Origin of the sequence: Pontibacter sp. 13R65, from assembly GCF_047525655.1 — a bacterium.
Lineage (GTDB): Bacteria > Bacteroidota > Bacteroidia > Cytophagales > Hymenobacteraceae > Pontibacter.
Window position 1 is genome coordinate 17041 of sequence record NZ_JBLIQL010000021.1, and the last position, 24765, is coordinate 41805.

Sequence of the window (24765 nt, forward strand, 5' to 3'; positions counted from 1 at the left end):
CAATATATATAAATATAGTTATATAATTATATGTCCGTATCTACTCAAATTCGGTTTTTTTGTTCTCAATAGCTGAAAATTCCTATAATTAAACCTAACAGGAGTGCTTTTACTTAAAAAAAGCATAATTTTTGGCATGTACTGATAATTAAACAGCACGTAGTTTTGGGAAATATTTTGCAAACATAATTGGAAAATTGTTCAAAAATATAAAAAAGATTAAATATTTATTGATCACTATTAAAGAGAACAAGCTGATATTCTGATAAATAAGCGGTACTTATTGTATATTTAAAAGCTGTAGCCTTGGCAGAGTGTCTTATAGATCGGTTTTTTGTAAAGCTTTGGCCCACCTATTCCCAAATAGATCACACTGATAATTAACTGTTTAAACTTTATTTATATAACATGTGTTAGCACAAAAAAAAGAGGCTCTCCTTCTAAGCAAGGGGAGCCTCTTTTGGATAAAAATTTTTGAAATTTTTTTTTAAAATTTTCAATTCTTAACTTCTACTTAATATAAGGCAGCATTTAAATTTGGTTCTAAGATACCGAACAAAGTAGTTGCTTAATACAAGGTTTTCTACACCACTTTTACACGTGCACGTGGCGCTCCGCATGGTAAGAAGAACGTACCAATGGTCCGGACTCTACATACTTAAGACCACGGTTCAAGCCTTCTTCCCTGTAATGATCGAACAGGTCGGGATGAATAAACTCAGCCACTTCTAAGTGCATTTTGGTTGGTTGTAGGTACTGTCCCAGCGTCAGGATATCGCATCCGTTGGCTGCCAGATCATCCATGGCCTGGTACACTTGGTCTTTAGTTTCGCCCAGCCCCAGCATAATACCAGTTTTGGTGCGTTTGCCAAACTCTTTGGTACGGCGAGTCTGCTCCAGGCTTCGCTCATACTTGGCTTGTGGCCTTACACGGCGATACAGTTCTTTTACTGTTTCCATGTTATGCGACACCACTTCCTGGCCCGGTGAGATCATGGTAATCAGCGCGTCCCAGTTAGCTTTCACATCTGGAATTAGCGTTTCGATGGTAGTGGCAGGCGACAATTCTTTAACCAAGCGCACTGTTTCGTGCCAGATAGAAGCACCTCGGTCTTTTAGTTCATCGCGGTTAACAGAGGTAATAACTGCATGCTTCACACCCATCAGCTGTATAGCTTCAGCCACACGTCGAGGTTCATCGGTGTCGTATTCGTTCGGGCGGCCGGTAGCCACTGCACAAAAAGAGCAGCTGCGTGTGCACACGTTCCCCAGAATCATAAAGGTTGCTGTACCTGCACCCCAGCACTCTCCCATGTTCGGACAGTTACCGCTTTCGCAAATGGTGTGCAGTTTATATTCGTCTACTATGCTTCTTACTTTTGCGTATTCCTTCCCAACCGGCAGCTTTACACGCAGCCAGTTAGGCTTACGTGGTTTTCCTAAAGCGTTCAGCCCATCTGCCGCTGCATCAGGCTGTATGACCGGTAGCGTCAATAGTTCATCCATAGCACAAAGATACAAAGTTCTGCATTAACACATTAGGCATTTCCGTAAGTTTTAATTATGGAGCTCCGCTACATAATCGCCTGTCAGCAGCCCATATGCCATTCAGGCACAAAAAGCCTCTGAGAGGCCAATTTTATTAGAAGAATTTGATGGTTGACTGTTTGTTGTTGATGGTTAAATGGCTTAATGGTTAAATAGTTGACCAAAGATCGCCGTAAAACCTGGCAACGTACGCAAACCGTGCCATCGCTTGAGGGAAGCAGAGAGTAGATATAACTTCTTGAGAAAAAATCTACAATCTAACATCTAGTATCTAAAATCTCTAAAACGCCTCCGGAAGGCTGAATTCATTAGAATAATCTGGAGTTCGAAGAATCAATATAAACACTATTTACGAGTGCCGTAGTAAATATTGAGGTAAACAGAGGGGAAGGTGTTGACGTTTTGAGCGTCGGGGATAATAATGGGTCTTTTGAAATAATGTTCTACCAGAAAGCCAACTTCTATACCGGTTACACTTTCTCTATATCGCCCGTATTCAAAAGTAAGACCAGCTTTAAAATGCACTCCGGGCCTCAGAGCCATTTCGCCTAAACCTGTAAATACATTGGCACTGCCGTAAATGCTGTTTCTATCGCCGTGCACCACGGGGTTGTACTGCTCGGTACGCACATCCTCAAAACCTCCCTGGCTGTAGTTATAGCGAATGTAGTAAGGTACCTGTAAACCAAGCGATGGCCCAATGGCGCCAATGGCATTTACCTGCACCCCCGACTCTGCCGCTTTTCTAAACAGAATATACTCTGCCCCATATTGCGGCCTTACCACAAAAAGATAATTTTGTTTTCCATAAATAAAGAAATCGCCGGTATTTACACTGTACCAGCGTGTTTCTTTCGGATGTTTTACTTCTACGATCTCGATAGCCCCAAACTGATAAAGCCGCTCTTTCTTGAAATAAGAAGAACGAACAAAGATACCACCTATAAGGCCGCCATTAGAGTTAAAGTTTATACCGTAGCTTAACTCATTGCTGAAGTCTTCATCGGTTTGCGCCACTGCCTGCGAGCTAACTCCCAGCAAGGCAACAGCTAAAATAATAATGAGGTATCTTACCACCTTCTTTGATTTATATTTCTCTAAAACTATCTAAATTTACGTTCTTATCAAACTTATAGTTAGTAACATGGCAACCATTCATAGTATTTACAAGGGTGACCTTCGCACCGCTGCCCAACACCTGGCCTCCGGCAACACTGTTATTACCGATGCTCCTGTAGACAACAACGGGAAAGGCGAGGCTTTTTCACCAACAGACCTGGTAAGCGCCGCCCTGGGCAGCTGCATGATGACCATTATGGGTATTATGGCAAACCGCACCGGCATTAATATAGAGGGCATGGAAATGGACATCACCAAAATCATGTCTGCTGAGCCACGCCGTATTGCAGAGGTAGTGGTTAACTTTAAAATGCCAGCCGTAAACTACAGCGACAAAGAAAAAGCCATGCTCGAAAATGCTGCCCGTACTTGCCCGGTGGCGCTGAGTCTGCACCCAGATGTAAAACAATCTGTTTCGTTTCAGTACCAGTAAGTAAACAACCGGCGTAGAGGCCGTTTAGTGTGCTACGCCGTTACTTTTTTCTTGAGAGCATCCAGATTTATGCCCAGGTGCGAGGCATTGTAGGTACAAACACCATCCTGCACCAGCAGCAGCTGTGGCGACTCGTGCTGCACTTGCAGAACCTGTGCTATTTCGTTGGATACCGGGCGGTATTGTAATAAATCCAGGTAATAAGGTTTAACATGATCTACGCCTGCTTTCTCCCACTGGCGCTCCAATCTGCTTTTAGCGGTGGCGCTTATCGAACAAGACGTGCTATGCTTAAATATAACCACTGGTGTGCTCTTCGACTCTTCTATAACTGTATCTAACTGTTCTGCACTTGTAAGTGGATGCCAATTCATATTTATTTAAATTTAAGATTTATCAATGAGGCTGTGGCCCTGGCTGTTTTTAAGTTGCCTGCGCTTTACAGCCTTTCCTTTGTTATTAAACCGTAATTTACGCTTTTCAGTTCGAATTACTTTCTGCCTGTTGGTCTCATCTTTTCGCCTGCTCGCCCCTCTGTCCAGGTGTGTTTCCAGGTAAATGGTTTCTATTTCCTTCTGTTGCTTTGCAGCTAACTGCCCATCCTCTTTCTGAAACGCAGAAGGAGCATGACTGATCTGAGCAACCGCTGCCGACTGCACCAGAAAGACAGGCAGAAAGGCAATTAATGGCCTTAAGATATAGGCAAATATACTCTTACTATTAAAATTCATAACCAATCCCTCTTTCTCAATTATACTGAAAGTTAAGATAACAGTTATAAACTATAAAATCTTTAAGATTCTTTTTTTCTTTACTAAGCCATTCTTATCTGTCTGCACCTTCACGCCTTCTATACTTTTACCTCCTCCGCCAACTGTTGCACTCGATTTGCCTGGTTTAGGGCACTTCAAACCCTTCCGTTGGCAGGCGGAGCCGGCGAGCAGGGTCAGTATCAGGACTGTGAGAAGCAGAAATTTTGGCTTAAACATATGCTTGTAGGTTCATTTAAAAATTTAGTACGGCCTCTACCTTTTGGCGCAGGCGCTGCTTTGGCAAAAACTCCTGCTCCAGTGGTGGCGAAAAAGGCACGGCAGTATCCAGGCTGGCAACACGGGTAACAGGACCATCCAGCAACTCAAAACAGTTTTCTGCAATCCAGGCAGCTATTTCGCCACCTATGCCACCCGTTAAAGTATCTTCGTGTAGCACGATTACACGGCCTGTTTTGGCTACTGTTGCACGCACAGCTTCCTTATCCCAGGGGAGCAGCGAGCGCAGGTCCAGAATATCAAAAGTAGCATCGGTCATTTCCTGTTGCAGTTGCTTTGCCCAGTGCACACCCATGCCATACGTAATTATAGATAGATCGTCGCCGGAGGCTACTAAATTTGCCTTTCCGATCTCAACGGTATAATAATCGTCTGGTATCTCCTGCGACACGGCCCTGTACAAAAGCTTGTGCTCAAAATACATGACTGGGTTCGGGTCTTCCAGGGCTGCGTTCAGCAAACCTTTGGCATCGTAAGGCGACGATGGGTACACCACTTTTAGACCAGGCGTGTGCACAAACCATGCCTCGTTGCTCTGCGAGTGAAAAGGCCCGGCGGCGGCCCCGGCTCCCGTGGGCATGCGCACCACCACATCGGCGTGCTGTCCCCAGCGGTAGTGGCTTTTGGCCAGGTTATTTATTATCTGACTGAAGCCACTGCTCACAAAGTCGGCGAACTGCATTTCGACCATGCTCTTTTTGCCGCGCACTGACATGCCCAGGCCAATACCCAGAATAGCCGATTCGCAAAGCGGGGTGTTGCGTACGCGTTCTTTACCGAAGGTCTCTACAAAGCCTTCGGTCACTTTAAATACACCACCGTATTCGGCAATGTCCTGCCCCATCAGCACCAGCTCCGGGTAACGCTCCATGCTCTGGCGCAAGGCATCTGAAATGGCATCTACAAAACGTTTCTCTGTTCGGGCATCGGTGGCAGGTTGTATTACCTGCTGCTCAATGGGCTTGTACATGTCGGCCAGTTCTTCCTGCTGGTCGGCTTCTGGCAAAGGCGTAGCACCGGCAGTCTCCAAGGCCTGTTCAATCTCCTGCTTTATTTCTTCGCGAATGCTGTCCAGCGTTTTCTGCGTCAGCACCAGTTCATCGAGCAGGTACTTTTCAAAGGTAACTACGGGGTCTTTCTTCACCCATTTCTCGAACAGTTCCTGCGGCACATACTTGGTACCGGAGGCTTCCTCGTGTCCACGCATCCGGAAAGTAACGGCCTCTATTAAGATAGGTCGCGGACTTTTGCGGATACTATCTGCGGCCTGGCGCACGGTGTCGAATACCTCTACCACGTTGTTGCCATCTATCTGCAGGGCATCTATGCCGTAGGCCGGGCCCTTGTCGGTAAAGTGCCGGAACTTAAACTGTTCGCTATTGGGAGTAGACAAACCGTAGCCGTTGTTCTCGATCATAAAGATAACTGGCAGCCCCCATACCGCCGCCACATTCAGCGCCTCATGGAAATCGCCTTCAGAAGCACCGCCATCTCCACTAAACACCAGCGTTACTTTCTCTTTCTGCTCCAGCAGGTCGGCCAGGGCAATGCCGTCGGCTACAGCCAGCTGCGGCCCCAGGTGCGAGATCATGCCCACAATGTGGTGTTCGTTGGAGCCGAAATGAAACGAGCGGTCTCTGCCTTTGGTAAAGCCGGTCTTCTTGCCCTGAAACTGCGCAAACAGCTTGTCGAGCGGCACCTGACGGCTGGTGAACACGCCCAGGTTACGGTGCAGCGGCAATATATACTCATCTGACTCCAGGGCCATGGCTGCTCCCACCGAAATAGCTTCCTGCCCAATGCCCGAAAACCATTTGCTTACTTTGCCCTGGCGCAACAGTACCAGCATCCGCTCTTCTATCATCCGGGGCTTTAGTATAGCCTTGTAAAGAGCTAGCAATTCGTCGTCGGTATATTCTTTACGATTGAAATTCATCTCCAAAAACCTAAACTTCGTTATAATCTGGCAAGTTAATGTATTCGCAGAAGCCCTGAAAATATGCTGCTATTTTTTAATTTTGCTTTTAATTAGATGTTAGACTATAGATAATAGACATCAAGAATACAGTGTTCTATTTTCTTCCGTTATCAATCAGATTGAGGTATACCTATTCGTCAGGCATGAATTTGTCTCCATATTAAAATCTAGCATCTAATATCTAGCATCTAACATCCCTAAGACATGATAAAATATAAAGAATTTACACTTGATAATGGCCTGCAGGTAATTGTGCACGAAGACCATAGCACCCCCATGGCGGTGCTTAACGTGCTCTACAATGTAGGCTCACGCGACGAGGACGAACAACATACCGGCTTTGCACACTTATTTGAACACCTGATGTTCAGTGGTTCCAAAAACATTCCGGTTTATGACGAGCCGTTGCAGCGGGTAGGTGGCGAGAACAATGCCTTTACCAGCCCCGACATTACCAACTATTACCTCTCGCTACCCGCTCAGAACATAGAAACAGGTTTCTGGCTGGAGTCGGACCGGATGCTGGAATTGGCTTTCAGTGAAAATGGGCTGGAAGTGCAGCGTAAGGTAGTAGTGGAAGAGTTTAAGCAGAACTACCTCAACCAGCCATACGGCGATGTGTGGCTCAAACTGCGTCCGCTGACTTACCAGCAGCACCCCTACAAATGGGCGACTATTGGCAAAGAGATTTCGCACATCGAGAACGCCACCATGGATATTGTAAAGGCCTTCTTTAACAAGCACTATTCACCGGCCAACGCTATTTTAGTGGTGGCAGGCAACATTACCTTTGAGCGGGCAAAGGAGCTGACTGAGAAATGGTTCGGTCCCATACCGTCAGGCACTAAATATGAGCGTAACCTGCCGGTGGAGCCAAAACAACAAGAGGCTCGCCTTTTAGAGATTTCAGCCGATGTGCCGCTCAGTGCTATCTACAAAGCCTACCACATGCCCGCCCGTACCCACCACGACTACTATGCTGCGGACCTGGTAAGCGATATTCTGGGAAGAGGGAAATCGTCGAGGCTATACAACGAGCTGGTAAAAGAACGGAAACTATTTAATTCGATTTCGGCTTCTGTAACCGGCTCCGTAGAGCCCGGGCTGCTCATTATACAGGGCAAACTAAATGAAGGTGTAGACCTGCAGGAGGCCAATGCGGCAATTGAGGCCATAAACCAGCAGATAATAGATAACCTGGTAGAGGAGGAAGAGCTGAACAAAGTTAAAAACCAAGCCGAAACCAGCATTGTGTATTCCGAAGTAGACCTCCTGAACCGCGCCATGAACCTGGCTTATGGCAAATTGCTCGGCGATGCCAACCACGTAAATCTCGAAGGAGAGAAAGTACAGGCTGTTACACCGGATGATGTCCTGCGCCTTGCCCGGCAGGTACTGAACCCCAACAACTGCTCTACCCTGCTTTACCAAGCTGAAAAGAAAGCAGAAGCCGTAGCGTAAGCTACTGCATCCGTTTCACCATAAAATCTCACAGAGCCGCTGCAGTTTTACCTGTTGCGGCTTTGTTGTTTTCTGGCTATAATTCTGCCTTATTCTTTTTCCCCAGCTCTTTTCTCTATGTCATTTTAAAGGGTCTTGTGAGTAGAGGCATCAACAATGGCTAGTGGCTTTTAAGTCTAAGGTCGCATAGTTGTTTTCTTTCTGTGACTTTGGAGTGAAGCTGTTTCATTGCTGGCTTTCTTGTTCTTTTTGTCTTGATACAAAAAGAACCAAAAAAATCAAGACGATTTTGTCCAAAGGGGGCCCCTACACCCCCACTTGCTGAACGCTCTTTGAAGAGGGCCCCTTCCCCCAACAAAAAATCGTCAATAGGTGCACCTGGCATTTGTGCTCTCTTCGTTGCCTCCTGCCGCAAAACCTTGCCTTTAGTAAGTCTTAACTGAAATTCTTCTAATGAAAAAGGCCTTCCAGAGGCAGAGAAGTTATTTGGGGCATTAGGGTTAGCTTTGGTTAGCTTTGGTCTGCTTTGCCCAAACGCTTGCAGGAGCTGCGCACGCTGCTAATACCTTCCAACTCATTTTCACACCTCTAAATTTTCACAGCAGCACATTAGATCATTACTGCATTAACTGAATTCCTCTAATGAAAAAGGCCTTCCGGAGCTTATTTAGTACTAAACAAAACTAGGAGGCCGCTCTATTTTAAACTTTTCAGCCCAAACATTTGTATATACAAACAACACAACTACTTTTGCACCACATTTCATACAGCCATGCGGATAGAAGACGAACTACATCAGAAAGATTTTAAAGATGATTACCGCCGTCTGCTTGCCAACCTGCTGTTCACCAATAATTGGGTAAACCAGCAGGTGATGCCTTTTTTTAAGGAGCTGGACCTCACACTGCAACAGCACAATGTGTTAGCCATACTGAGGGGGCAGCACCCAAAACCGGTTTGTTTCGGTGAGATTCAGGATCGTATGGTAGACCGCAACTCCAACGTAACCCGCTTGGTCGATAAACTGATAGAGAAAGGCTATGTTACCAGGGTTATCTGCCCCGACAACCGCCGCATGATAGAGGTACGCATTACTGAAAAAGGCCTTGAGAAGCTGCAGCAGGTAGACAACAGTTTTCCGCAGTTGCTGGCGCAGTTTCATAACCTGAGTCAGCAGGAGGCCGTGCAGGCAAGCGAGCTGCTGGATAAGCTGAGAGGCTAAAAGCAAGGACTGCCTCACCATATTTATTCAACCTATATATTCCGATACATGAAGCATATAACCATAAAAGGCACCGCTATACCAGCTCTAGGCTTTGGCACTTTGTACCTCGACGAAAAAACAGCCCTCCGCATGGTAGGCGCAGCCATTTCTGAAGGTTACCATCACATAGATACTGCACAGATATACCAAAACGAAGCACCGGTCGGCAGCGCCATAAAGGCATCAGGCGTAGACCGCGACAACATTTTTCTGACTACCAAAGTCTGGCTCGATAAAATGACGAGGAAGGATTTTCTGCCATCGGTAGAAGAAAGCCTTCGAAAACTCAAAACCGATTACGTAGATCTGCTGCTCATACACTGGCCTAACCCTGAGGTGCCGCTGGCAGAAACGGTAGAGCAATTGCAGCTTGCCCGCGAAAAAGGCTATAGCAAACATATCGGCGTAAGCAACTTCCCGGTTAAGCTTGTAGAGCAAACGCTGGCGCTGGGCGCCGACATTATAACCAATCAGGTGGAATATCACCCGCTCATAAACCAGACCAAGCTTTATAACTACCTGCGCAGCAAAGACCTTACCCTCACCGCCTACAGCCCCATTGCTCAAGGCGAAATCATCGGGAACGAAGTGCTCCGCAGCATTGGTGAGCAGTATGGTAAAAGCGAAATTCAGGTGGCCCTGCGCTGGATGATGCAACAAGACGGAGTATTTGCCATTCCACGTACTTCCAGCGAAGCCAACATGAAAGCAAACAGCCAGATTTTCGACTTTGAGCTAACGCAAGCCGATATGGCCCAGATAGACAAGCTAAAGGAGCAGAACCGACGCGTAGTAACACCCGACTTTGCGCCCGAATGGGATTAACATTTTTCCAAATTAGAAATTATGATGGTTACCTCTGTGGAAACCCTTTCCTATACTTAGCTTTTCCTAGCTGTTTTAATCGATTTGAAAAGTAAAAGCCTTCCTTTTTGCCATTCATAATTTCACATTTTTAATTTAAAAATCAGCCAACTGTCACACAGCAGTTGGCTGATTTTTTTCATACCTTTTTGACTCTGCAACAGGTATAAAGCCAGAAAAGGCTGGCACAATAGCAACCTAATCACATTTTAAGCTAAATTTACTCCTTTCCACCCCATGCAGGTGGGCAAACTACAACACATTATACTATTCATGAAACTGAAGATAAGAACAGGCTTTGGCTACGATGTGCACCAACTGCACGAAGGGCTCAATTTCTGGCTTGGCGGCATTAAGATTCCGCACACCCACGGCGCCCTTGGCCACTCCGATGCCGACGTACTGATCCATGTAATTTGCGATGCGCTGTTAGGTGCCGCCAACATGCGCGACATTGGCTTCCACTTTTCCGACAAAGACCCTCAGTACAAAGGCATAGACAGCAAGATTTTGCTAAAGGAGGTGGTGCAGTTGCTCTCCCGCGAAGGCTATGAAATTGGCAACATCGATTCTACGGTGTGCCTGCAGGAACCTAAGGTAAACCCACATATTCCGGCCATGAAAACCTGCCTGGCCGAAGTAATGAACATACCAGAAGAAGATATTTCCATTAAAGCCACCACCACAGAGCAGCTCGGCTTTGTTGGCAAAAAAGAAGGTGTTGCCGCCTTTGCCACCGTGCTTATTTCTAAACTCTAACACTATACCTCCTCCACCTATACCTACATCTACACCATGAAGCATAATTTATTGTATGTGTACGCACTCGTAGCTGCCCTAACGGCTGGCTGTGCCTCCACTACCTCTACTACCAATACTACCACCACCTCTTCCACTACGGCTCCTGCCGCGCCTGTAACCGATGCCGCCAGACTTAAGGCAGTTGCCCCAGACTATGCGGCCACTGTTACGGCTGCTGACCTTTCCAGGCACCTGCACATTCTGGCTTCCGATGAGTACGAAGGCCGCGACACGGGCAGCAAAGGCCAGAAAATGGCCGCAGAGTACATTGCCCGCGAGTTTAAGGAAGATGGCCTTACAGGACCGGTAAAAGAAGGCAGCAACCCTTATTATCAGCAGTTTGAGCTGGAGCAGACACAGTGGGGCGAAGGCTACATTACAGTAAACAAGCAGAAATTTTTAATGGGCCGCGATTTCTTTGTGTTGGGTAGCTCTCCTTATCAGACAGAGCAAGCCGCTGAAGTAATTTTTGCGGGCTATGGCATAGACGACACCAAATACTCCGATTACACCAACCTCGATGTAAAAGATAAAATGGTGGTGGTGCTGGCTGGCGAACCTAAAGGCAGCAACGGCAATATGCTCGTTAGCGGCACCAACAAAGCATCCGACTGGGGCAACGATTACCGTACCAAACGCAATGCAGCCACCAAGCGCGGTGCCAAAAGTGTGCTGATTGTGACAGGCACCACTCCCGAAGAATTTACCAGCCTAACCAGCCGCTACCGGCACGCAGCCGACAGACCTTCTCTCGGCCTTAAGAGCACCACAGCAACAGGGGCAACTGCTGCCACCATGTTTATATCGCCGCAGGTGGGTGCTGCCTTACTTGGTACCACTCCCGGAAAAATGACTGATTACGCCAAAGCAGTGGCAAAGGCTGGCAAACCGACTTCCGCTACTTTTACCGCTATAAAAGATATTAAAATAAGAACGGAGCGCCTGAGTGAGCCTGTGCCAACCGAAAACGTGCTGGGCTTTATAGAAGGAACCGATAAGAAAGAGGAAGTAATAGTAGTGACTGCCCACTATGACCACGTAGGCGTAGACACAACCTTGGCAGGCGACCAGATATTTAACGGTGCTAACGACGATGGCTCCGGCACAGTAGCCGTGATAGAACTGGCAGAGGCATTTGCCCTGGCCAAGAAGGATGGTTATGGTCCTCGCCGCAGCATCTTGTTTATGACTGTTACAGCCGAAGAAAAAGGCTTGCTCGGATCAGAGTACTATTCCGAGAACCCTGTATTCCCGCTGGCCAACACTGTAGCCAACGTGAACATAGACATGATCGGCCGCATGGACTACACCTACGAAAAGACCAACGACAGCAACTACATCTACGTAATCGGGTCAGACAAGCTGTCGTCGGAGTTGCACCAGATAAACGAGGAGGCGAACCAACAACACGTAAACCTGAAGCTCGACTATACTTTTAACGATGAAAACGACCCGAACCGCTTCTACTATCGCTCCGACCACTATAATTTCGCCAAGCACGGCATTCCAATTATTTTCTATTTTAACGGCGTGCACGACGATTACCACAAAGTAACAGACTCGGTAGATAAAATGATTTTTGAGAGCGCCGAGAAAGTAGCCCGCCTGGCTTTTCATGTTACCTGGGAGCTGGCCAACCGCGAAAACCGCATTGTGGTAGACAGCAATAAAAAATAGTTTCCAGAGCCGGAAGTTCCCGATTGCTTGCAAACAAAAAAACACCCTGTGCGGCAGGGTGTTTTTTTGTGCCCTAAAGGCAAAAGATCTTATTAGCCTCTGGAAGGGCAATTTGATTAGAAGAATTTGATTGCTGTTTGAACCTGGCGGGAGAGGACATACCTGGAGCCTGAAAAGCTAATAAGCCGGGACAGAATACCGCCCCGGCTTAAAAAGCACCCAAAACTAATCTAACTAAACTAAACTCTTTACTCAACAACCTTCTTGTGCTAAAGATGTACAAATTTTATCTCACTAACAAACATTCATTAAAAATAATCTAAAAAATATATATTCTGCCTTTGCTTCCTCAGAACCTGCTTCAGCTTACCAGCCTCAGCCCATATCTTACCCAAAGACCTATTAATACAAAAATGCATTTTATAACTCCTGAAGGGCCATTTCATTAGAATAAATCCTGCAAAATGTTATTTCAGAATCGCTAATGCTTTAGGCTTAAAAACTACCTGACATATTTCTGCTTGTCTGAAAAGCGACTTTATACGTATCCTCTATTTTTGAAAATTCTACTTTGTTCTCTCTTAAGGTTCAGCGCCCTGTTTACTGGCGATGAGGCAGGCGCAACTATTTATAAGTGAGGCAGAGAGTATCGCAAAGAAATATTCTTTCGTTATCTTTAAAATTATTTTCTCTTTGTTAGGAGTTCCTGATAAAGTTACTACCAGGGAAAAAGTGTAGGAGAATTTCTATGAGTAAATTAAAACAGTTTTTGCAGGATGCAGAAACAAAGTCATTTGATCTGAATCACCGGGCTACTATCCGGTTTAATATTGGTAAATATAATGCGGCGGTGCAACGCGGCCTCACCCAATACACAGACCACGAGCTGGCCAGGGAGCGCGCTTCCTATATCAAAACCAACGTGATCAATAACCTCGACAAGTACCTGATGGAGTTTGAGTCGAATTTTGCAGCTCGGGGCGGAAAGGTTATTTGGGCGCGCGACTCAGAGGAAGCGCTACGGGAAATCGGCAACATTATGAAGCGCAAGCGGGCACGGTCGGTGGTGAAGTCTAAGTCTATGATCACCGAGGAAATACACATGAACGATTTCCTGGAGAAGAATGGCATAGAGGTAGTAGAAACCGACCTGGGCGAATATATAGTGCAGCTGGCTGAACAGCGGCCTTACCATATCGTAACGCCAGCCATGCACATGTCTAAAAAAGACATTGCCGACCTATTTGTTCGTAAACTAAAAATTGCGCCCACCGAAGATGCCCAGGAACTGGTGCTCACAGCCCGCAAGCTGCTTCGGGCCAAATATACAGCGGCGGAAGTGGGTATTACAGGCGGCAACTTTTTGCTGGCAGATGTAGGCGGAGTAGCCATTACCGAAAACGAAGGAAACGGCAGGCTCTCCACCACCTTCCCCAAAACGCACATTGCCGTGGTGGGCATCGAAAAAATGCTGCCTTCCATTATGGACCTGGACCTGTTCTGGCCCCTGCTCAGCACCAGCGGCACCGGCCAGAATGTAACGGTATACAATACTGTACTAACTGGTCCGCGCCAGCCACACGAAACAGACGGCCCTGAAGAGATGTACGTGATCCTGCTCGACAACGGCCGCACCGAGTTGCTGGCCTTGCCCGAGAAGCGTGAGGCCCTGAACTGCATCCGTTGCGGTGCCTGCCTTAACATTTGCCCGGTGTACAAAAACATTGGTGGCCATACCTACGAGAGCACCTACAGTGGCCCTATTGGCTCTGTTATTACGCCGCACCTCAACGGCATGTCCGAAAACAAACACTTAAGTTATGCCAGCTCCCTCTGTGGTGCCTGCACCTCAGTATGCCCCGTAAAAATAAACATACACAACCTGCTCCTGCTCAACCGGAAGCAAAGCGTAGAAATGGGCATGGCCGACAAGCAGGAAACAACGGCCTTTAAACTCTGGACAAAAGCCATGAAAAGCCGCAGGTTGCTGAACCTGGCACCGGCCAGCATAAAATCGTATGTGCTCAAATATGTACTGAAAGATACCTGGAGCAAACGCCGGGAGCCGCTTGTGGTGGCGCCCAAATCGTTTAACCAACTCTGGAAAGAAAGAAGATAATAAAAGAAAAGAGCCTGCTGTAACCATACCAGCAGGCTCTTTTCTTTTATCCACTTTTCAGCAACAGGTGCCAGCATTTTAGCTTAATACAATTCCTCTAATAAAAGGGCCCTTCCAGAGGCATTTCAGAGCCACAAAGGTTAAGGGCTTCCCAGATAAATTTTTATTATAAGAAAGGTAACGGAAGTGACGGAGCAGGATTATACGCGCACCTGAAGCCTCCTTATATACCAATTTTCACATATTTGTGTTGATGATAACTTACCAAAGCGCAGCAAGAGGTCTTCACCGTAAAATTTTATCAAATTAATAACGAAAGGCCTGTTTTGGCTTTAATAATTTGCATACTTTTACCAAAATATCAAATTTTATTTTTTATTATTAAAATATTACCATACCTTTTGCCTAAATTTTATCAAAAGCAAAGTATTAAAAAGCTTTAGATCAACATGAATTATGAAATTGACAATCTGGACCGCCAGATTTTACGACTGCTCATGCAGGATGTAACTCGTGCTTATACCGATATAGCAAAAGAACTTAATGTTTCTGGTGGCACCATTCACGTGCGGATGAAAAAGTTAACGGAGATGGGGGTAGTAACCGGATCTCAGCTGCTTATAAACCCGTCTGCTATTGGTTTTGATATCTGCGCCTTTATCGGGGTTTACCTCGAAAAGGGGTCTGCCTATAAAGAAGCACAGGAGCTGATGCGCCAGATTCCGGAGATCGTGGAGCTGCATTATACCACAGGTTCTTACAGCATGTTTGTGAAATTAATCTGCCGCGACACCAAGCACCTGCGTGAAGTTCTGAACGAAAAGATGCAGGCAATTCCGGGCGTATCGCGTACCGAAACCCTAATTTCGCTGGAAGAAAGCATCTCCAGACAAATCAGCATTATTTAGTAGCCTCCTTATTACAAACTATGTCAGCTCCTCTTGCACCACGCGGCAAGAGGAGCTGATACGTTGTAGCCCAATATTTTTGCCTGACCAGTGCTATGGTTCCTCCGGCTCGTCCGGCAGAATATCCACATCCTGCACCAGCACCAGCTTTTCTATTTCGCGGGCTTTGGGCGTGTTAGCTAGTCCGCCTTCTGCTGTCTCTTTGTAGCGTCGCTCCATGCTCTCGCCTACCTCGCCAAGTGCTGCCACACACTCATCTACCGGAATAACGGCATTAACACCCGCCAGCGCCATTTGCGCCGACGAAAAGGCAATGGCAGCCGCACTAGCATTGCGCACGATGCACGGCACCTCTACCAGCCCCGCCACCGGGTCACACACCAAGCCCAGCATACACTGTATGGTAACAGCAACAGCCGTAAACACCTGCTCCACGCTACCTCCAAGGCAATATACAATAGCCCCAGACGCCATGGCTGCAGCACTGCCTGTTTCGGCCTGGCAACCACCTACGGCACCTGCCAGCGAGGCATTCTGCTCAATTATTAACGCGATGCCTGCGGCCACCAGTAAACCTTCGTGTATCTTGCGGTCGGGCAGGTGGTGCAGGTCCTGCAGCGTAGTAAGCGTGCCTGGCAAAATGCCCGAAGCACCAGCCGTAGGAGCCGCCACCACACGCCCCATGCAGGAATTTACTTCCTTGGCACTCAGCGCCCGCGCCACCAGCATCTGAAACTCCCCTGATAGCACTGTTACCGGCGCATTGGCCACTTTCTTGCCGCTGTTGTTCACCATGCCAGACCGGGAACGCATGTCATCTGTCAAGCCGGTTTTTACGGCATCTTTCATCACATTGTAGGCACGCGCCAGGTTCTCCCAAATAAAGGATTCGGTGCGCCCTTTCTGCTCTATCTCGTAAGCCAGCACCGGCTGGTAGAGCAGCTCGCCAGTTGCAGCACAGTGCTGCTCCCAGCTTTTAAAATTGTTGAATAGTAATGACATACACTTAATTTTCCATTGTAGATGTTGTAGGTTCAGTAAAGACTAAAGATGCAATTTATCTTACACATAAGCAGCTAATTCAGTCATTAGATCACCCCTCAGCAAGAAATAAAATGCCGCAAAATGGTATGTTTCACGAAGAACATAGCGTTTGCCCATCTACAGCAGCTAAAACCCGTAAAATAAAAACTATCGTTGCACAAAGCAGATTTTATATCAAATTCGTAATATTTGCAGCTGGAGCCAACAGTAAGGCTGGCCGGAAACACATTAAAACCAACTTACCTGATATGACAAAAAACACTGATCCTGGTTTTGCAGGCATACTCGCTCTAAAAGAGAAGCAGGCAAGCCAGTTGCTACAGTTTGAGGAATGGGCAGCCGCCAAAGACTGGAACAGCTTCCATAACACGCACTACGACTGGTGGATGTTCCCCGTGGATAAGCCCAGCAGCCACGGCTTCGCCTGGACGGTGATGGAAGAAGAAGTGCAGCAATTAAAGCAAGATCCTGAATATATTGGTAACTACCTGCGAGGCGTAGAGCTGCTCCTGCTGGCCTGGGGCTGGAACCTGCAGGAAGAAAAGCTACTAGAAAACCCAGACCCTTCGCAGACCTGGCATAACTGGCCTATCAGGCTCCATAAATGTGGCAGTTCCTTGCTTTTGTTCGGCTTTGAAAAAGAGTTTAACTCAGTAAAAAAATACGCCCAACACCTGATACAGAAAGGCGAAGACTTTAGCTACAACGGCCGCGACCTGAGCGAACTTTTTAGAAATTAGCTCTATTACATAAAGTAAGCACCATGAGCGACAGCAAACAGCATCTGGCCCTTCGGGTACACGGCAAGGTACATGGCGTGTTCTTTAGGGCCAGCACCAAAGACAAAGCGCAGGAATTAGGCTTAACAGGCTTTGTGCAGAACGAACCCGATGGCACAGTGTACATAGAGGCTGAAGGCGCCCCAGAGGCATTGAAAAAACTGGAAGAATGGGCACACCAAGGCCCCAGCCGCGCCCGCGTAGACAAGGTAACCGTACAGCAACTAGAGCAGTTAGCTCAATTTACCAGCTTCGAAGTGAAACGGTAAGCAAGCCTAGGCCTTTCAGAGCTCATTTTGCTCTGAAAGGCCTTTTTCATTAGAGGAATTTGGGTTGGTTGCTGATTGTTTGTTACTGATTGTTAAATGGCTTAATGGTTAAATTGTCATTGGAAGATAGTATAAAAGACCTCGCAGTGTGCGCAGCTCCTGCGAGTGTTTGGGCAAAGCAGATCAAAGCCAAGCCTAATGTTGTGAATAGCTTTTTTGCCTCTGGAAGGCCAATTTCATTAGAGGAGTTTCAAAGGCTAATCCTGTGTAATGTATTGCGGCAGTAGGCTACAGCGCATACGCCTTCTGCCAGGTGCACGAATTGGCGCTAAACTGTCTGAGCGTTCAGCGAATTTTTAGCGTCTTGATTTTTTTGGTTCTTTTTGTATCAAGACAAAAAGAACAAGAAAGCAGGCAATGAAACAAATAGCCACAACTGTCGCAGCAAGAAAATAAGCTATGCGAACTTAGACTTAAACGCCTATAGCCACTGCTAAAGGTTCTCGCCCACGCTATTACGTGAAACCGTTGGCATGAAAGTACGAGCTACAAGCTCGCGCTAGTGAGGAAATGCGAACCTAGACCAAAAAGATCACTAGTAGCGACTGCTGTTGGCTCTCGCCCACAAGATCCTTCCAGGAGGACAAAAAGCGGAAGAAAGCCGGGAGAAGCCACTATCCATTGCACCCGATTTTAAGCAGCCTTTTGTCTACAACTCCCGTTACAAGTATAGGCAAAACGTTTTAGCAGCATATGAAATGGTCCTTAAACTTAGGCAGAATAGCTGGCATCAAAATACTGGTGCACTGGACATTCCTGATCCTGATCGGCTGGATTGTGTTTTCTGAAATGAAGCGCGGCAGCGATGCAGCAACCACTTTGCTTTCGGTTGCCTTTGTACTCACCATTTTTGTTTGTGTAGTACTGCACGAGCTGGGTCACTCGCTTACCGCACAGAAGTTTGGCATCGATACTAAAATGATCACACTGCTGCCCATTGGTGGCGTGGCCAGCCTGGAACGAATGCCAAAAAAGCCAAAGCAGGAACTGCTGATAGCCATTGCCGGGCCGGCTGTAAACGTGGTCATTGCACTTGTGCTGTACCTGGTGCTGCCCCCTATGCGCGAGGTACCTCCTCAGGAATTTTTAACACCTATCAGTCCGGCGAACTTCCTGTACCTCCTGTTTTTCGTGAACCTGATGCTGGTTTTCTTCAATGCTATTCCGGCCTTCCCTATGGATGGCGGCCGGGTGCTGCGAGCACTATTAGCATTTAAGTTAGGTCGTGTGCGTGCTACTCAGATTGCAGCCAACCTGGGTCAGCTACTGGCCATGTTCTTTGTGTTTATTGGCTTCTTTTACAACCCATTCCTGATCCTGATCGGCATCTTTGTCTTTTTTGGAGCGCATTCAGAAAACATTATGGTGCAGCACCTCGACTACCTGCGGGGCCACCGGGTACGCGAAGGCATGATGACCCACTTTGTGGCACTCTCTCCGGCTGAGACAGTAAGAGAAGCCTTGGGCAAGCTGCTGCAAGGCTCCGAACATGAGTTTGTGGTAGAGCAGCAGGGGCAAGTTATAGGCACACTCACCAGAGCACAATTGATTGAAGCCGTTAAAAACGACCAGATGCACACGCCTGTAGCAAACATTATGACACCAGGCACCAGAACCTTTGATGTGCACGACAAGCTTTCTGAGGCCTATGCTGAACTCCAAAAAACCAAAGCTCCACTCTTCCCCGTACTCGAAAACGGCCAACTGGCCGGCGTTATCAACCTCGATAACATCAACGAGTTTATCATGATAAAATCTGCCCTGGCACAGCATTAAGTCAATAAAGTAGGTGGCCCTTATGGTGCGGTAGCTAGCCAAAAAAATGCGGTGCTCCTGTAGCTGCATTGCAAACACCTCCGCCAGCTGCACTTTGCATATTACTATAGGTAAATTCTGCTAATGAAAATGGCCTTCCGGAGGCAAAAAAGCTTTACAGATACTCATAGCCTCACAGACTAACGCTGCTAAACAAAAAGAAATACGAAAAATATCGTAGATACATTTTCCTTTTACGAAAACATTCGTACATTAGCATAGAGTCAGCTGAACATTACCTTAGTACAAATAAAACTATGAGCACAGAACCATCTCAAAAACTAACAGAAGCAGAACTGGAGATACTCCAATTGCTGTGGCAGCATGGGCCCTCTACCGTCAGGTTTGTAAACGAAGAGCTCAACAAGACAAAGGAGGTTGGCTACACCACTACCCTTAAGTTCATGCAGATTATGACAGAAAAAGGTATGCTAGCCCCCGACAAATCGAGCCGTACACATATTTACCACCCGTTGCTGCAGGAAGAGGATACTCAGCGCAAGCTCCTCGACCGCTTCCTGGACACCGCCTTCCGCGGCTCTGCATCTAAGCTGGTGATGCAGGCCCTCGGCAATCGCGAAACATCGCAGGAAGAATTAGATGAAATAAGAAACTTACTTGACAAACTGGAAGGAGGTAAGCCATGAATTTTATAGCCAATTTATTTTCTGAAGCGCTGGTGCATGCCCTCGGCTGGACGCTTCTGCACTCGCTATGGCAAGGCGCCCTGGTGGCCCTGGTGCTCGGCTTGCTGCTAGTATTGCTGCAGCGGCACGCTGCCACCCTACGCTACAACATAGCAGGAGGCGCTTTGCTGCTGCAACTCCTGCTCTCGGTGGTAACCTTTGGGTGGTATTACAGCACAGTTCCGGCACCAAACCCAATAGCTGCTCCCATACAGGTTACCCAAATAGGAACTGCTGCACCGGCTCTTTACCAGGCAAACCCGGTAACAGCCGAAGAAGGCCCATTGGCAGTAGCAAACAGATACTTCGACCAGCACCTGCCGCTGATAGTAACCGTTTGGCTTATGGGAATGCTCGTGATGCTGCTTCGGTTCCTGGGCGGACTTGCCTATACCCAGCGTCTGCGCCACTACCGTACCACCTTGCTAGGCGAGCACTGGCAACAAAAGGCAGCTATTTTGAGCAATGCCTTGGGTGTAGATAAAACTGTAAAACTGGTAGAGTCGGCACTGGTGCAGGTTCCGCTAACCATCGGCTACCTGAAGCCGGTAATTCTACTGCCTGTTGGTGCCGTTACAGGGCTGTCGCAGGCGCAGGTAGAGGCTATACTGGCACATGAGCTGGCCCATATACTCCGCAAAGATTATTTGCTGAACCTGCTACAATCGGTGGTGGATCTGCTGTTCTTTTACCATCCGGCCATGTGGTGGATGTCGGCAGTAGTGCGGGCAGAACGCGAACACTGCTGCGACGACCTGGCAGTAGCTTTGTGCGGCAACCCTCTTACCTACGCCCGCGCTCTGGCTGAACTGGAGGCCATGAGATTACCGGCTGCTCCGGCCATGGTGATGGCTGTATCTGGCAAAAGCGGCTCGCTGCTGCACCGCATTAAAAGGCTAGTTAACAAACCTGCTCTGCGGCCAACTTTTTCAGAAGGGTTTATGGCGGCACTCATTATGGTGGTGGGGTTGTCGGTACTGTCGGTGGGTGCTATGGCCAGCTTTAAGCCTGCCACTCCAGAAGCAGTTCCTTTTACAGAGAAGACTATCTTACTGCCACCAACTACTCATCCCAATTCTGCAAAAGAAACCACGCAGGCCTTTGTATACAAGCTGCAGGACGACGCAGGAAAAGGTGACGATGTCGTTATTATCAAAAATAAGAAAGGAGAAGTAACCGAGTTGTATGTAAACGGGAAGCGCATTCCTAAAAAAGACATTCCGGCCTATACCAACCTCCTGGACCAGCGCCTGAAAGCAACTCAAAAAGCTCCTAAAGCTACCCGCGAAGAAGTAAACACAGCCATGGAGGCTGCCCGCACCTCCGCAGAAAAAGCTCGAAACCAGCGCGTGGTGTACAGCTACCACTATCAGACGCAGGAGGGCGACAGTACCCACTTCCGTTTTGAAATGCCACCTGCTCCCCCAGCACCTCCCCTGCCTCCTGCTCCTCCTCTACCTGACGTTCATATACTGGTGCCACCCATGCCGCCTGTTCCTCCTGTTGCCCCCCTTGCTCCGGGTGTATCAGAAAAAGACAGGAAAGCATATCAACAGCAAATGAAGGCGTATGAGCAGGAAATAAAGCAGTACGAAGAGGATATGAAGCAGTACCAGGAGGACGCCATTTATTATCAGCAACAAACCGGGAGACCCTTGAGAACCCCAGGCGCAAGGCTTTTGCCTGGCCGTCACAGCACTGCAATGGAGCAGGCGCAGGTTATGCGCCACCGTGAGCAGGCCCAGCAGCAGCATGAGCGCAGCGAGCAGCTGCGCGAGGAGGCTATGGTAAAACACGAGGAAAGCATGAAGATACGGGAAGAAACTAACCAGCTGCTGGAGAATGCAAAGAAAGAGATGGTAAAGGATAAGCTGCTGGAGGAGAACACTCCACACCTAAATCTTAAAATAGATGAAAACTCGATGTATATCAATGGTAAAAAACAACCGGAAGAGGTACACAAAAAATACCGAAACCTGCTGAAAGACAAGGAAGGCAAAAGCTTCGACTTCCACATTCAGGACAAAAGCTCTTCGACTATAATACGAGACTAACCAGCACTATATACACTAAAGCCCGGATCGCAAACGTTGTTGTTTACGGTCCGGGCTTTAGTGTTTTAGCACTTTTATAAGCTCCTGTAACAAACTTCAAAAACAAAAACCAATACACCTGTCACACAGTCAATTACTTACGAACAAAAGAAGATCATTCTGACATGCATTTTTTTAAATGAGGGGCTGTTCTTTTTCTAATTAAACTAAATTGCGATTTATCCGTCTGCAGTATCTTTTCCGTAAAAACAGACGGCCACCAGAAGTAACGCTTTTAAAATATATATTCGCAGCAAAATAGAATATCAGGTGGGTAGCTGTTCTCCTGCATCCTTACTCATACCATCCCCAAAATACAAAATCCTATTGTATCTATGACCAACTTTTACTTTTTAAGAAACCTTTCCAAAAGAAATAGCCTTACGTGTATTTTTTTGATTTTGCTCTTGTTACCAGGAAGCAGCTTCGCCAACGACACGCATCATTTTATTCCAATGCCTCTTGGTGAGCGCACAAAAGGAGCAAGCACCATTGTAGAAGGAGAAATTGTGTCGCAGCAATCGTTTTGGGACGAGAACCAGCATAACATCTATACTTCGAACATTATTAAAGTATATAAGGTCTTTAAAGGCGATGTACAGGAAGAGCAGCTAGAACTAATAACAGAAGGAGGGCAGATCGGTTTTAAAGTGCATGTTTTTTCGGCTGCCCTTAAACTGAAGCGCGGACAGCAAGGTTTATTCTTTTTAACAGGTGAGCAACAGCAGCAAAGAACACCGGGTAACCAACGCCACAAGGTGCGCGCCTACGGAAGCCAGCAGGGTTTTGTGCAATACGACCTAAAGCAAGGTACGGCAAAGGATGTTTTCTACGAGTACAACTCTGCTCAGGAGCTTTACAATACCATTTCGGCCAGCACCGGCACAACTTTCAGAACGCTATCTGATAACCAGAGGCTGCGCGAGGCTACAAACCTGCAGCAGCTACGAGAGCAGCAGACATTACTTTTGCCTGCTATTACAAATTTTACGCCTACAGAAGCCAGTGCCGGTACCGGCGCCATTATTACTATTAACGGAAGGGACTTTGGCAACAGCCGTGGCGATGGTTATGTAGAGTTCCGCAATGCCGATGATGGCGGTTCTACCTGGATCAAGCCTCTCCCGCGCGATTATATTTCGTGGTCTAATACGCAGATTCGGGTGCAGCTACCATCTTATGGAGAAAATGGCGGCACCGCCGGCTCCGGTCAGATCAGGGTTACGGCTGCTGATGGAAACAATGCCACCAGCATCGGTAGCCTCAGCATTCCTTTTGTATACTCTAACCTTGCCTTCGATAACGGCACCCGCTCTTTCAGGCCTATTTTAACCAATGTAAACGGATCAGGAGGCTATACCATTCGCTTCGGGCCAGGCATGCAATCCAGGGCGGCAGCGCAGGAGGGTTTTAAACGTGCCATGAACAACTGGATCTGTAACACCCGCATAAACTGGCGAATAGGCTCTAACACCTCCATAGCAGAGGCTATTGACGACGATATTATTACAGTAAACTTTGTACCCAGCTCGCAGGTAGGACAAAATGTGTTAGCCAGCACCGTGAGCCGTTACGAAGGCTGCCGCAGCGGTAACGATACACTGCTTTGGGTAAGTGAGTTTGATATGCAGATAAACAGCGCCATAAACTGGCAATATGGCCCCAACGGCCCTGGCAGAGGCCAATTCGATTTCGAAACGGTTATGCTCCACGAATTAGGGCATGCGCACCAGCTAGGGCACGTTATTCTGCCACGGGCAGTTATGCATCATGCAGTGGAGTCGCAGGCTCAGAACTTGGACCTCAGCAGCAACGATATAACTGGTGCAAACTTTGTAATGACTGGTAGTTTGGTTGCCAACATCTGCCAGGAACCGCCCATGATTGCCAAAACCGATGCCGACTGCAACCTCGCCGAAGAGATAAGCACCTTACGGGCGGCTTTTACAGCGGCAGGCACAGTGGCCGTAACCTGGACGACCAATACAACCTCGAACCTCGGATCTTTTATAGTACAGCGAAGCCCCGACGGCATTACCTGGACGGAACTTGGCACTGTGCCCGCCGCCAGTTCCACCAGCTACTCTTATAACGATCCTGAACCGCTGCGGAAGGAGAGTTTCTACAGGCTACGGGTGGTTTATAGAAACAACACCTCAGCCTTCTCCAGCAGGGTACGTGTGCTGAACCCGCTCGATTCGCAGGAACTGCTCGTGTACCCCAACCCTATTCAGGTAGAAAACCAGACTCTTAACCTGCAATTTCTGGTAGAAGATGACGCCACTATTGATTTTAAGCTATATGATTATACCGGAAAGCTGCACAAAATCTTTACAGCCGAATTTTCGAGCATCAATGCTCCTGTTGAGGTAGATATGCATAACCTGGCGGCTGGCATGTACATTCTGAGGTGGACCTATGGTGACCGTAGCGGAGAAGTAAAAGTAATAAAGCTTTAAACAGCAAAAGCACCTGAGACTAAAAATTAAAAGGCCAGCTCTGCAGCTGGCCTTTTCGTTTGTTTTCTGTTCATGTCCAAGAACAACAAATAGGTGTCTGCACTATTTGTTATTGTTAGGTTGCGGCGCATATTAAGTTTGTAGCTTGGAAAGGGACCGGTTTATGTTATCAAAGGTGCTCATCTCACGGCTTAAATAAAAGGCAAATTTATAGCAAAAAGTAACATATTCTCCTCATAAATTTTGTTACCATTTTACACTATAAATTTACAAAACGGGATTATTTAGCCACAAAACCTGATTTTAAAATATATAAAAAGTAACATAAAAACCGTAGTT

Annotated in this window: 21 protein-coding genes; 14 read left to right on the forward strand and 7 right to left on the reverse strand. The window is 47.3% G+C overall.

Annotated features, from left to right (window positions below):
- Positions 1-594: 594 nt before the first annotated feature.
- Together lipA and ACMA1I_RS18840 are read right to left on the reverse strand one after the other, a co-directional pair.
- The gene (gene lipA, locus ACMA1I_RS18835; RefSeq protein WP_337069986.1) at positions 595-1506 is read right to left on the reverse strand and encodes a lipoyl synthase; all 912 of its coding nucleotides are present in this window, start codon (positions 1504-1506) and stop codon (positions 595-597) included.
- Between the two features lie 387 nt (positions 1507-1893).
- On the reverse strand, positions 1894-2625 hold the full coding sequence (locus tag ACMA1I_RS18840) for a hypothetical protein (protein WP_337069987.1): 732 nt from the start codon (positions 2623-2625) through the stop codon (positions 1894-1896).
- A gap of 67 nt (positions 2626-2692) precedes the next feature.
- Here ACMA1I_RS18840 and ACMA1I_RS18845 point away from each other — a divergent pair, with 67 nt between their 5' ends.
- Complete coding sequence (locus ACMA1I_RS18845) at positions 2693-3100, forward strand: OsmC family protein (protein ID WP_337069988.1); 408 nt, start codon at positions 2693-2695, stop codon at positions 3098-3100.
- Between the two features lie 32 nt (positions 3101-3132).
- On the opposite strand, the gene ytxJ is transcribed toward ACMA1I_RS18845, so the two are convergent.
- The 4 genes from ytxJ to ACMA1I_RS18865 are packed head-to-tail and all read right to left on the reverse strand — an operon-like array spanning position 3133 to position 6085.
- Positions 3133-3474 carry a bacillithiol system redox-active protein YtxJ gene (gene ytxJ / locus ACMA1I_RS18850; protein WP_337069989.1) on the reverse strand — a complete coding sequence of 114 codons (342 nt, stop codon included), beginning with the start codon at positions 3472-3474 and terminating at the stop codon, positions 3133-3135.
- A 12-nt stretch (positions 3475-3486) separates the two neighbouring features.
- Positions 3487-3831, reverse strand: coding sequence for a hypothetical protein (locus tag ACMA1I_RS18855; RefSeq protein ID WP_337069990.1), 345 nt, complete (start codon positions 3829-3831; stop codon positions 3487-3489).
- Positions 3832-3882: 51 nt separating this feature from the next.
- Entirely contained in the window at positions 3883-4089 is a 207-nt protein-coding gene (locus ACMA1I_RS18860; RefSeq protein WP_337069991.1) for a hypothetical protein, read from the reverse strand.
- Positions 4090-4105: 16 nt separating this feature from the next.
- Positions 4106-6085, reverse strand: coding sequence for a dehydrogenase E1 component subunit alpha/beta (locus ACMA1I_RS18865; protein ID WP_337069992.1), 1980 nt, complete (start codon positions 6083-6085; stop codon positions 4106-4108).
- 246 nt (positions 6086-6331) lie between these two features.
- On the opposite strand from ACMA1I_RS18865, the gene ACMA1I_RS18870 reads away from it, so the two are divergent.
- The 7 genes from ACMA1I_RS18870 to ACMA1I_RS18900 all read left to right on the forward strand — a co-directional run bounded on the left by ACMA1I_RS18870 (position 6332) and on the right by ACMA1I_RS18900 (position 15221).
- Positions 6332-7588, forward strand: coding sequence for a pitrilysin family protein (locus tag ACMA1I_RS18870; RefSeq protein ID WP_337069993.1), 1257 nt, complete (start codon positions 6332-6334; stop codon positions 7586-7588).
- Between the two features lie 772 nt (positions 7589-8360).
- Complete coding sequence (locus tag ACMA1I_RS18875; protein ID WP_337069994.1) at positions 8361-8810, forward strand: MarR family transcriptional regulator; 450 nt, start codon at positions 8361-8363, stop codon at positions 8808-8810.
- Between the two features lie 48 nt (positions 8811-8858).
- The gene (locus tag ACMA1I_RS18880; RefSeq protein WP_337069996.1) at positions 8859-9677 is read left to right on the forward strand and encodes an aldo/keto reductase; all 819 of its coding nucleotides are present in this window, start codon (positions 8859-8861) and stop codon (positions 9675-9677) included.
- 312 nt (positions 9678-9989) lie between these two features.
- On the forward strand, positions 9990-10475 hold the full coding sequence (gene ispF, locus ACMA1I_RS18885; RefSeq protein WP_337069997.1) for a 2-C-methyl-D-erythritol 2,4-cyclodiphosphate synthase: 486 nt from the start codon (positions 9990-9992) through the stop codon (positions 10473-10475).
- Between the two features lie 36 nt (positions 10476-10511).
- Positions 10512-12194: a M28 family peptidase gene (locus ACMA1I_RS18890; RefSeq protein ID WP_337069998.1), complete on the forward strand. Its 1683-nt coding sequence runs from the start codon at positions 10512-10514 to the stop codon at positions 12192-12194.
- 748 nt (positions 12195-12942) lie between these two features.
- Positions 12943-14313 carry a LutB/LldF family L-lactate oxidation iron-sulfur protein gene (locus ACMA1I_RS18895; protein WP_337070000.1) on the forward strand — a complete coding sequence of 457 codons (1371 nt, stop codon included), beginning with the start codon at positions 12943-12945 and terminating at the stop codon, positions 14311-14313.
- Positions 14314-14762: 449 nt separating this feature from the next.
- Positions 14763-15221, forward strand: a complete 459-nt coding sequence (locus ACMA1I_RS18900; protein WP_337070001.1) for an Lrp/AsnC ligand binding domain-containing protein — start codon at positions 14763-14765, stop codon at positions 15219-15221.
- Positions 15222-15314: 93 nt separating this feature from the next.
- Here the strand turns inward: ACMA1I_RS18900 and sdaAA are convergent, their stop codons facing one another.
- Complete coding sequence (gene sdaAA / locus ACMA1I_RS18905) at positions 15315-16223, reverse strand: L-serine ammonia-lyase, iron-sulfur-dependent, subunit alpha (protein ID WP_337070003.1); 909 nt, start codon at positions 16221-16223, stop codon at positions 15315-15317.
- 290 nt (positions 16224-16513) lie between these two features.
- Between sdaAA and ACMA1I_RS18910 the strand changes: the two genes are divergently transcribed.
- The 6 genes from ACMA1I_RS18910 (at position 16514) to ACMA1I_RS18935 (ending at position 24426) form a co-directional block, all read left to right on the forward strand.
- Entirely contained in the window at positions 16514-17005 is a 492-nt protein-coding gene (locus ACMA1I_RS18910) for a hypothetical protein (RefSeq protein ID WP_337070004.1), read from the forward strand.
- Positions 17006-17028: 23 nt separating this feature from the next.
- Positions 17029-17313 carry an acylphosphatase gene (locus ACMA1I_RS18915; RefSeq protein ID WP_337070005.1) on the forward strand — a complete coding sequence of 95 codons (285 nt, stop codon included), beginning with the start codon at positions 17029-17031 and terminating at the stop codon, positions 17311-17313.
- 753 nt (positions 17314-18066) lie between these two features.
- The gene (locus ACMA1I_RS18920; RefSeq protein WP_337070006.1) at positions 18067-19149 is read left to right on the forward strand and encodes a site-2 protease family protein; all 1083 of its coding nucleotides are present in this window, start codon (positions 18067-18069) and stop codon (positions 19147-19149) included.
- Between the two features lie 296 nt (positions 19150-19445).
- The gene (locus ACMA1I_RS18925; RefSeq protein WP_337070007.1) at positions 19446-19835 is read left to right on the forward strand and encodes a BlaI/MecI/CopY family transcriptional regulator; all 390 of its coding nucleotides are present in this window, start codon (positions 19446-19448) and stop codon (positions 19833-19835) included.
- Positions 19832-21928: a M56 family metallopeptidase gene (locus ACMA1I_RS18930; protein ID WP_337070008.1), complete on the forward strand. Its 2097-nt coding sequence runs from the start codon at positions 19832-19834 to the stop codon at positions 21926-21928. Before ACMA1I_RS18925 ends, ACMA1I_RS18930 begins: the two co-directional genes overlap by 4 nt.
- 440 nt (positions 21929-22368) lie before the next feature.
- Positions 22369-24426 (forward strand): T9SS type A sorting domain-containing protein, encoded by a 2058-nt coding sequence (locus tag ACMA1I_RS18935; RefSeq protein WP_337070010.1) that lies wholly within the window; start codon positions 22369-22371, stop codon positions 24424-24426.
- The last annotated feature ends 339 nt before the right edge of the window (positions 24427-24765 follow it).

Bases quoted from the DNA above. Each gene is read 5' to 3' on its own strand.
- lipA (WP_337069986.1), bottom strand. From the start codon at position 1,506: ATGGATGAACTATTGACGCTACCGGTCATACAGCCTGATGCAGCGGCA.
- ACMA1I_RS18845 (WP_337069988.1), top strand. From the start codon at position 2,693: ATGGCAACCATTCATAGTATTTACAAGGGTGACCTTCGCACCGCTGCC.
- ytxJ (WP_337069989.1), bottom strand. From the start codon at position 3,474: ATGAATTGGCATCCACTTACAAGTGCAGAACAGTTAGATACAGTTATA.
- ACMA1I_RS18855 (WP_337069990.1), bottom strand. From the start codon at position 3,831: ATGAATTTTAATAGTAAGAGTATATTTGCCTATATCTTAAGGCCATTA.
- ACMA1I_RS18860 (WP_337069991.1), bottom strand. From the start codon at position 4,089: ATGTTTAAGCCAAAATTTCTGCTTCTCACAGTCCTGATACTGACCCTG.
- ACMA1I_RS18865 (WP_337069992.1), bottom strand. From the start codon at position 6,085: ATGAATTTCAATCGTAAAGAATATACCGACGACGAATTGCTAGCTCTT.
- ACMA1I_RS18870 (WP_337069993.1), top strand. From the start codon at position 6,332: ATGATAAAATATAAAGAATTTACACTTGATAATGGCCTGCAGGTAATT.
- ACMA1I_RS18875 (WP_337069994.1), top strand. From the start codon at position 8,361: ATGCGGATAGAAGACGAACTACATCAGAAAGATTTTAAAGATGATTAC.
- ACMA1I_RS18880 (WP_337069996.1), top strand. From the start codon at position 8,859: ATGAAGCATATAACCATAAAAGGCACCGCTATACCAGCTCTAGGCTTT.
- ispF (WP_337069997.1), top strand. From the start codon at position 9,990: ATGAAACTGAAGATAAGAACAGGCTTTGGCTACGATGTGCACCAACTG.
- ACMA1I_RS18890 (WP_337069998.1), top strand. From the start codon at position 10,512: ATGAAGCATAATTTATTGTATGTGTACGCACTCGTAGCTGCCCTAACG.
- ACMA1I_RS18895 (WP_337070000.1), top strand. From the start codon at position 12,943: ATGAGTAAATTAAAACAGTTTTTGCAGGATGCAGAAACAAAGTCATTT.
- ACMA1I_RS18900 (WP_337070001.1), top strand. From the start codon at position 14,763: ATGAATTATGAAATTGACAATCTGGACCGCCAGATTTTACGACTGCTC.
- sdaAA (WP_337070003.1), bottom strand. From the start codon at position 16,223: ATGTCATTACTATTCAACAATTTTAAAAGCTGGGAGCAGCACTGTGCT.
- ACMA1I_RS18910 (WP_337070004.1), top strand. From the start codon at position 16,514: ATGACAAAAAACACTGATCCTGGTTTTGCAGGCATACTCGCTCTAAAA.
- ACMA1I_RS18915 (WP_337070005.1), top strand. From the start codon at position 17,029: ATGAGCGACAGCAAACAGCATCTGGCCCTTCGGGTACACGGCAAGGTA.
- ACMA1I_RS18920 (WP_337070006.1), top strand. From the start codon at position 18,067: ATGAAATGGTCCTTAAACTTAGGCAGAATAGCTGGCATCAAAATACTG.
- ACMA1I_RS18925 (WP_337070007.1), top strand. From the start codon at position 19,446: ATGAGCACAGAACCATCTCAAAAACTAACAGAAGCAGAACTGGAGATA.
- ACMA1I_RS18930 (WP_337070008.1), top strand. From the start codon at position 19,832: ATGAATTTTATAGCCAATTTATTTTCTGAAGCGCTGGTGCATGCCCTC.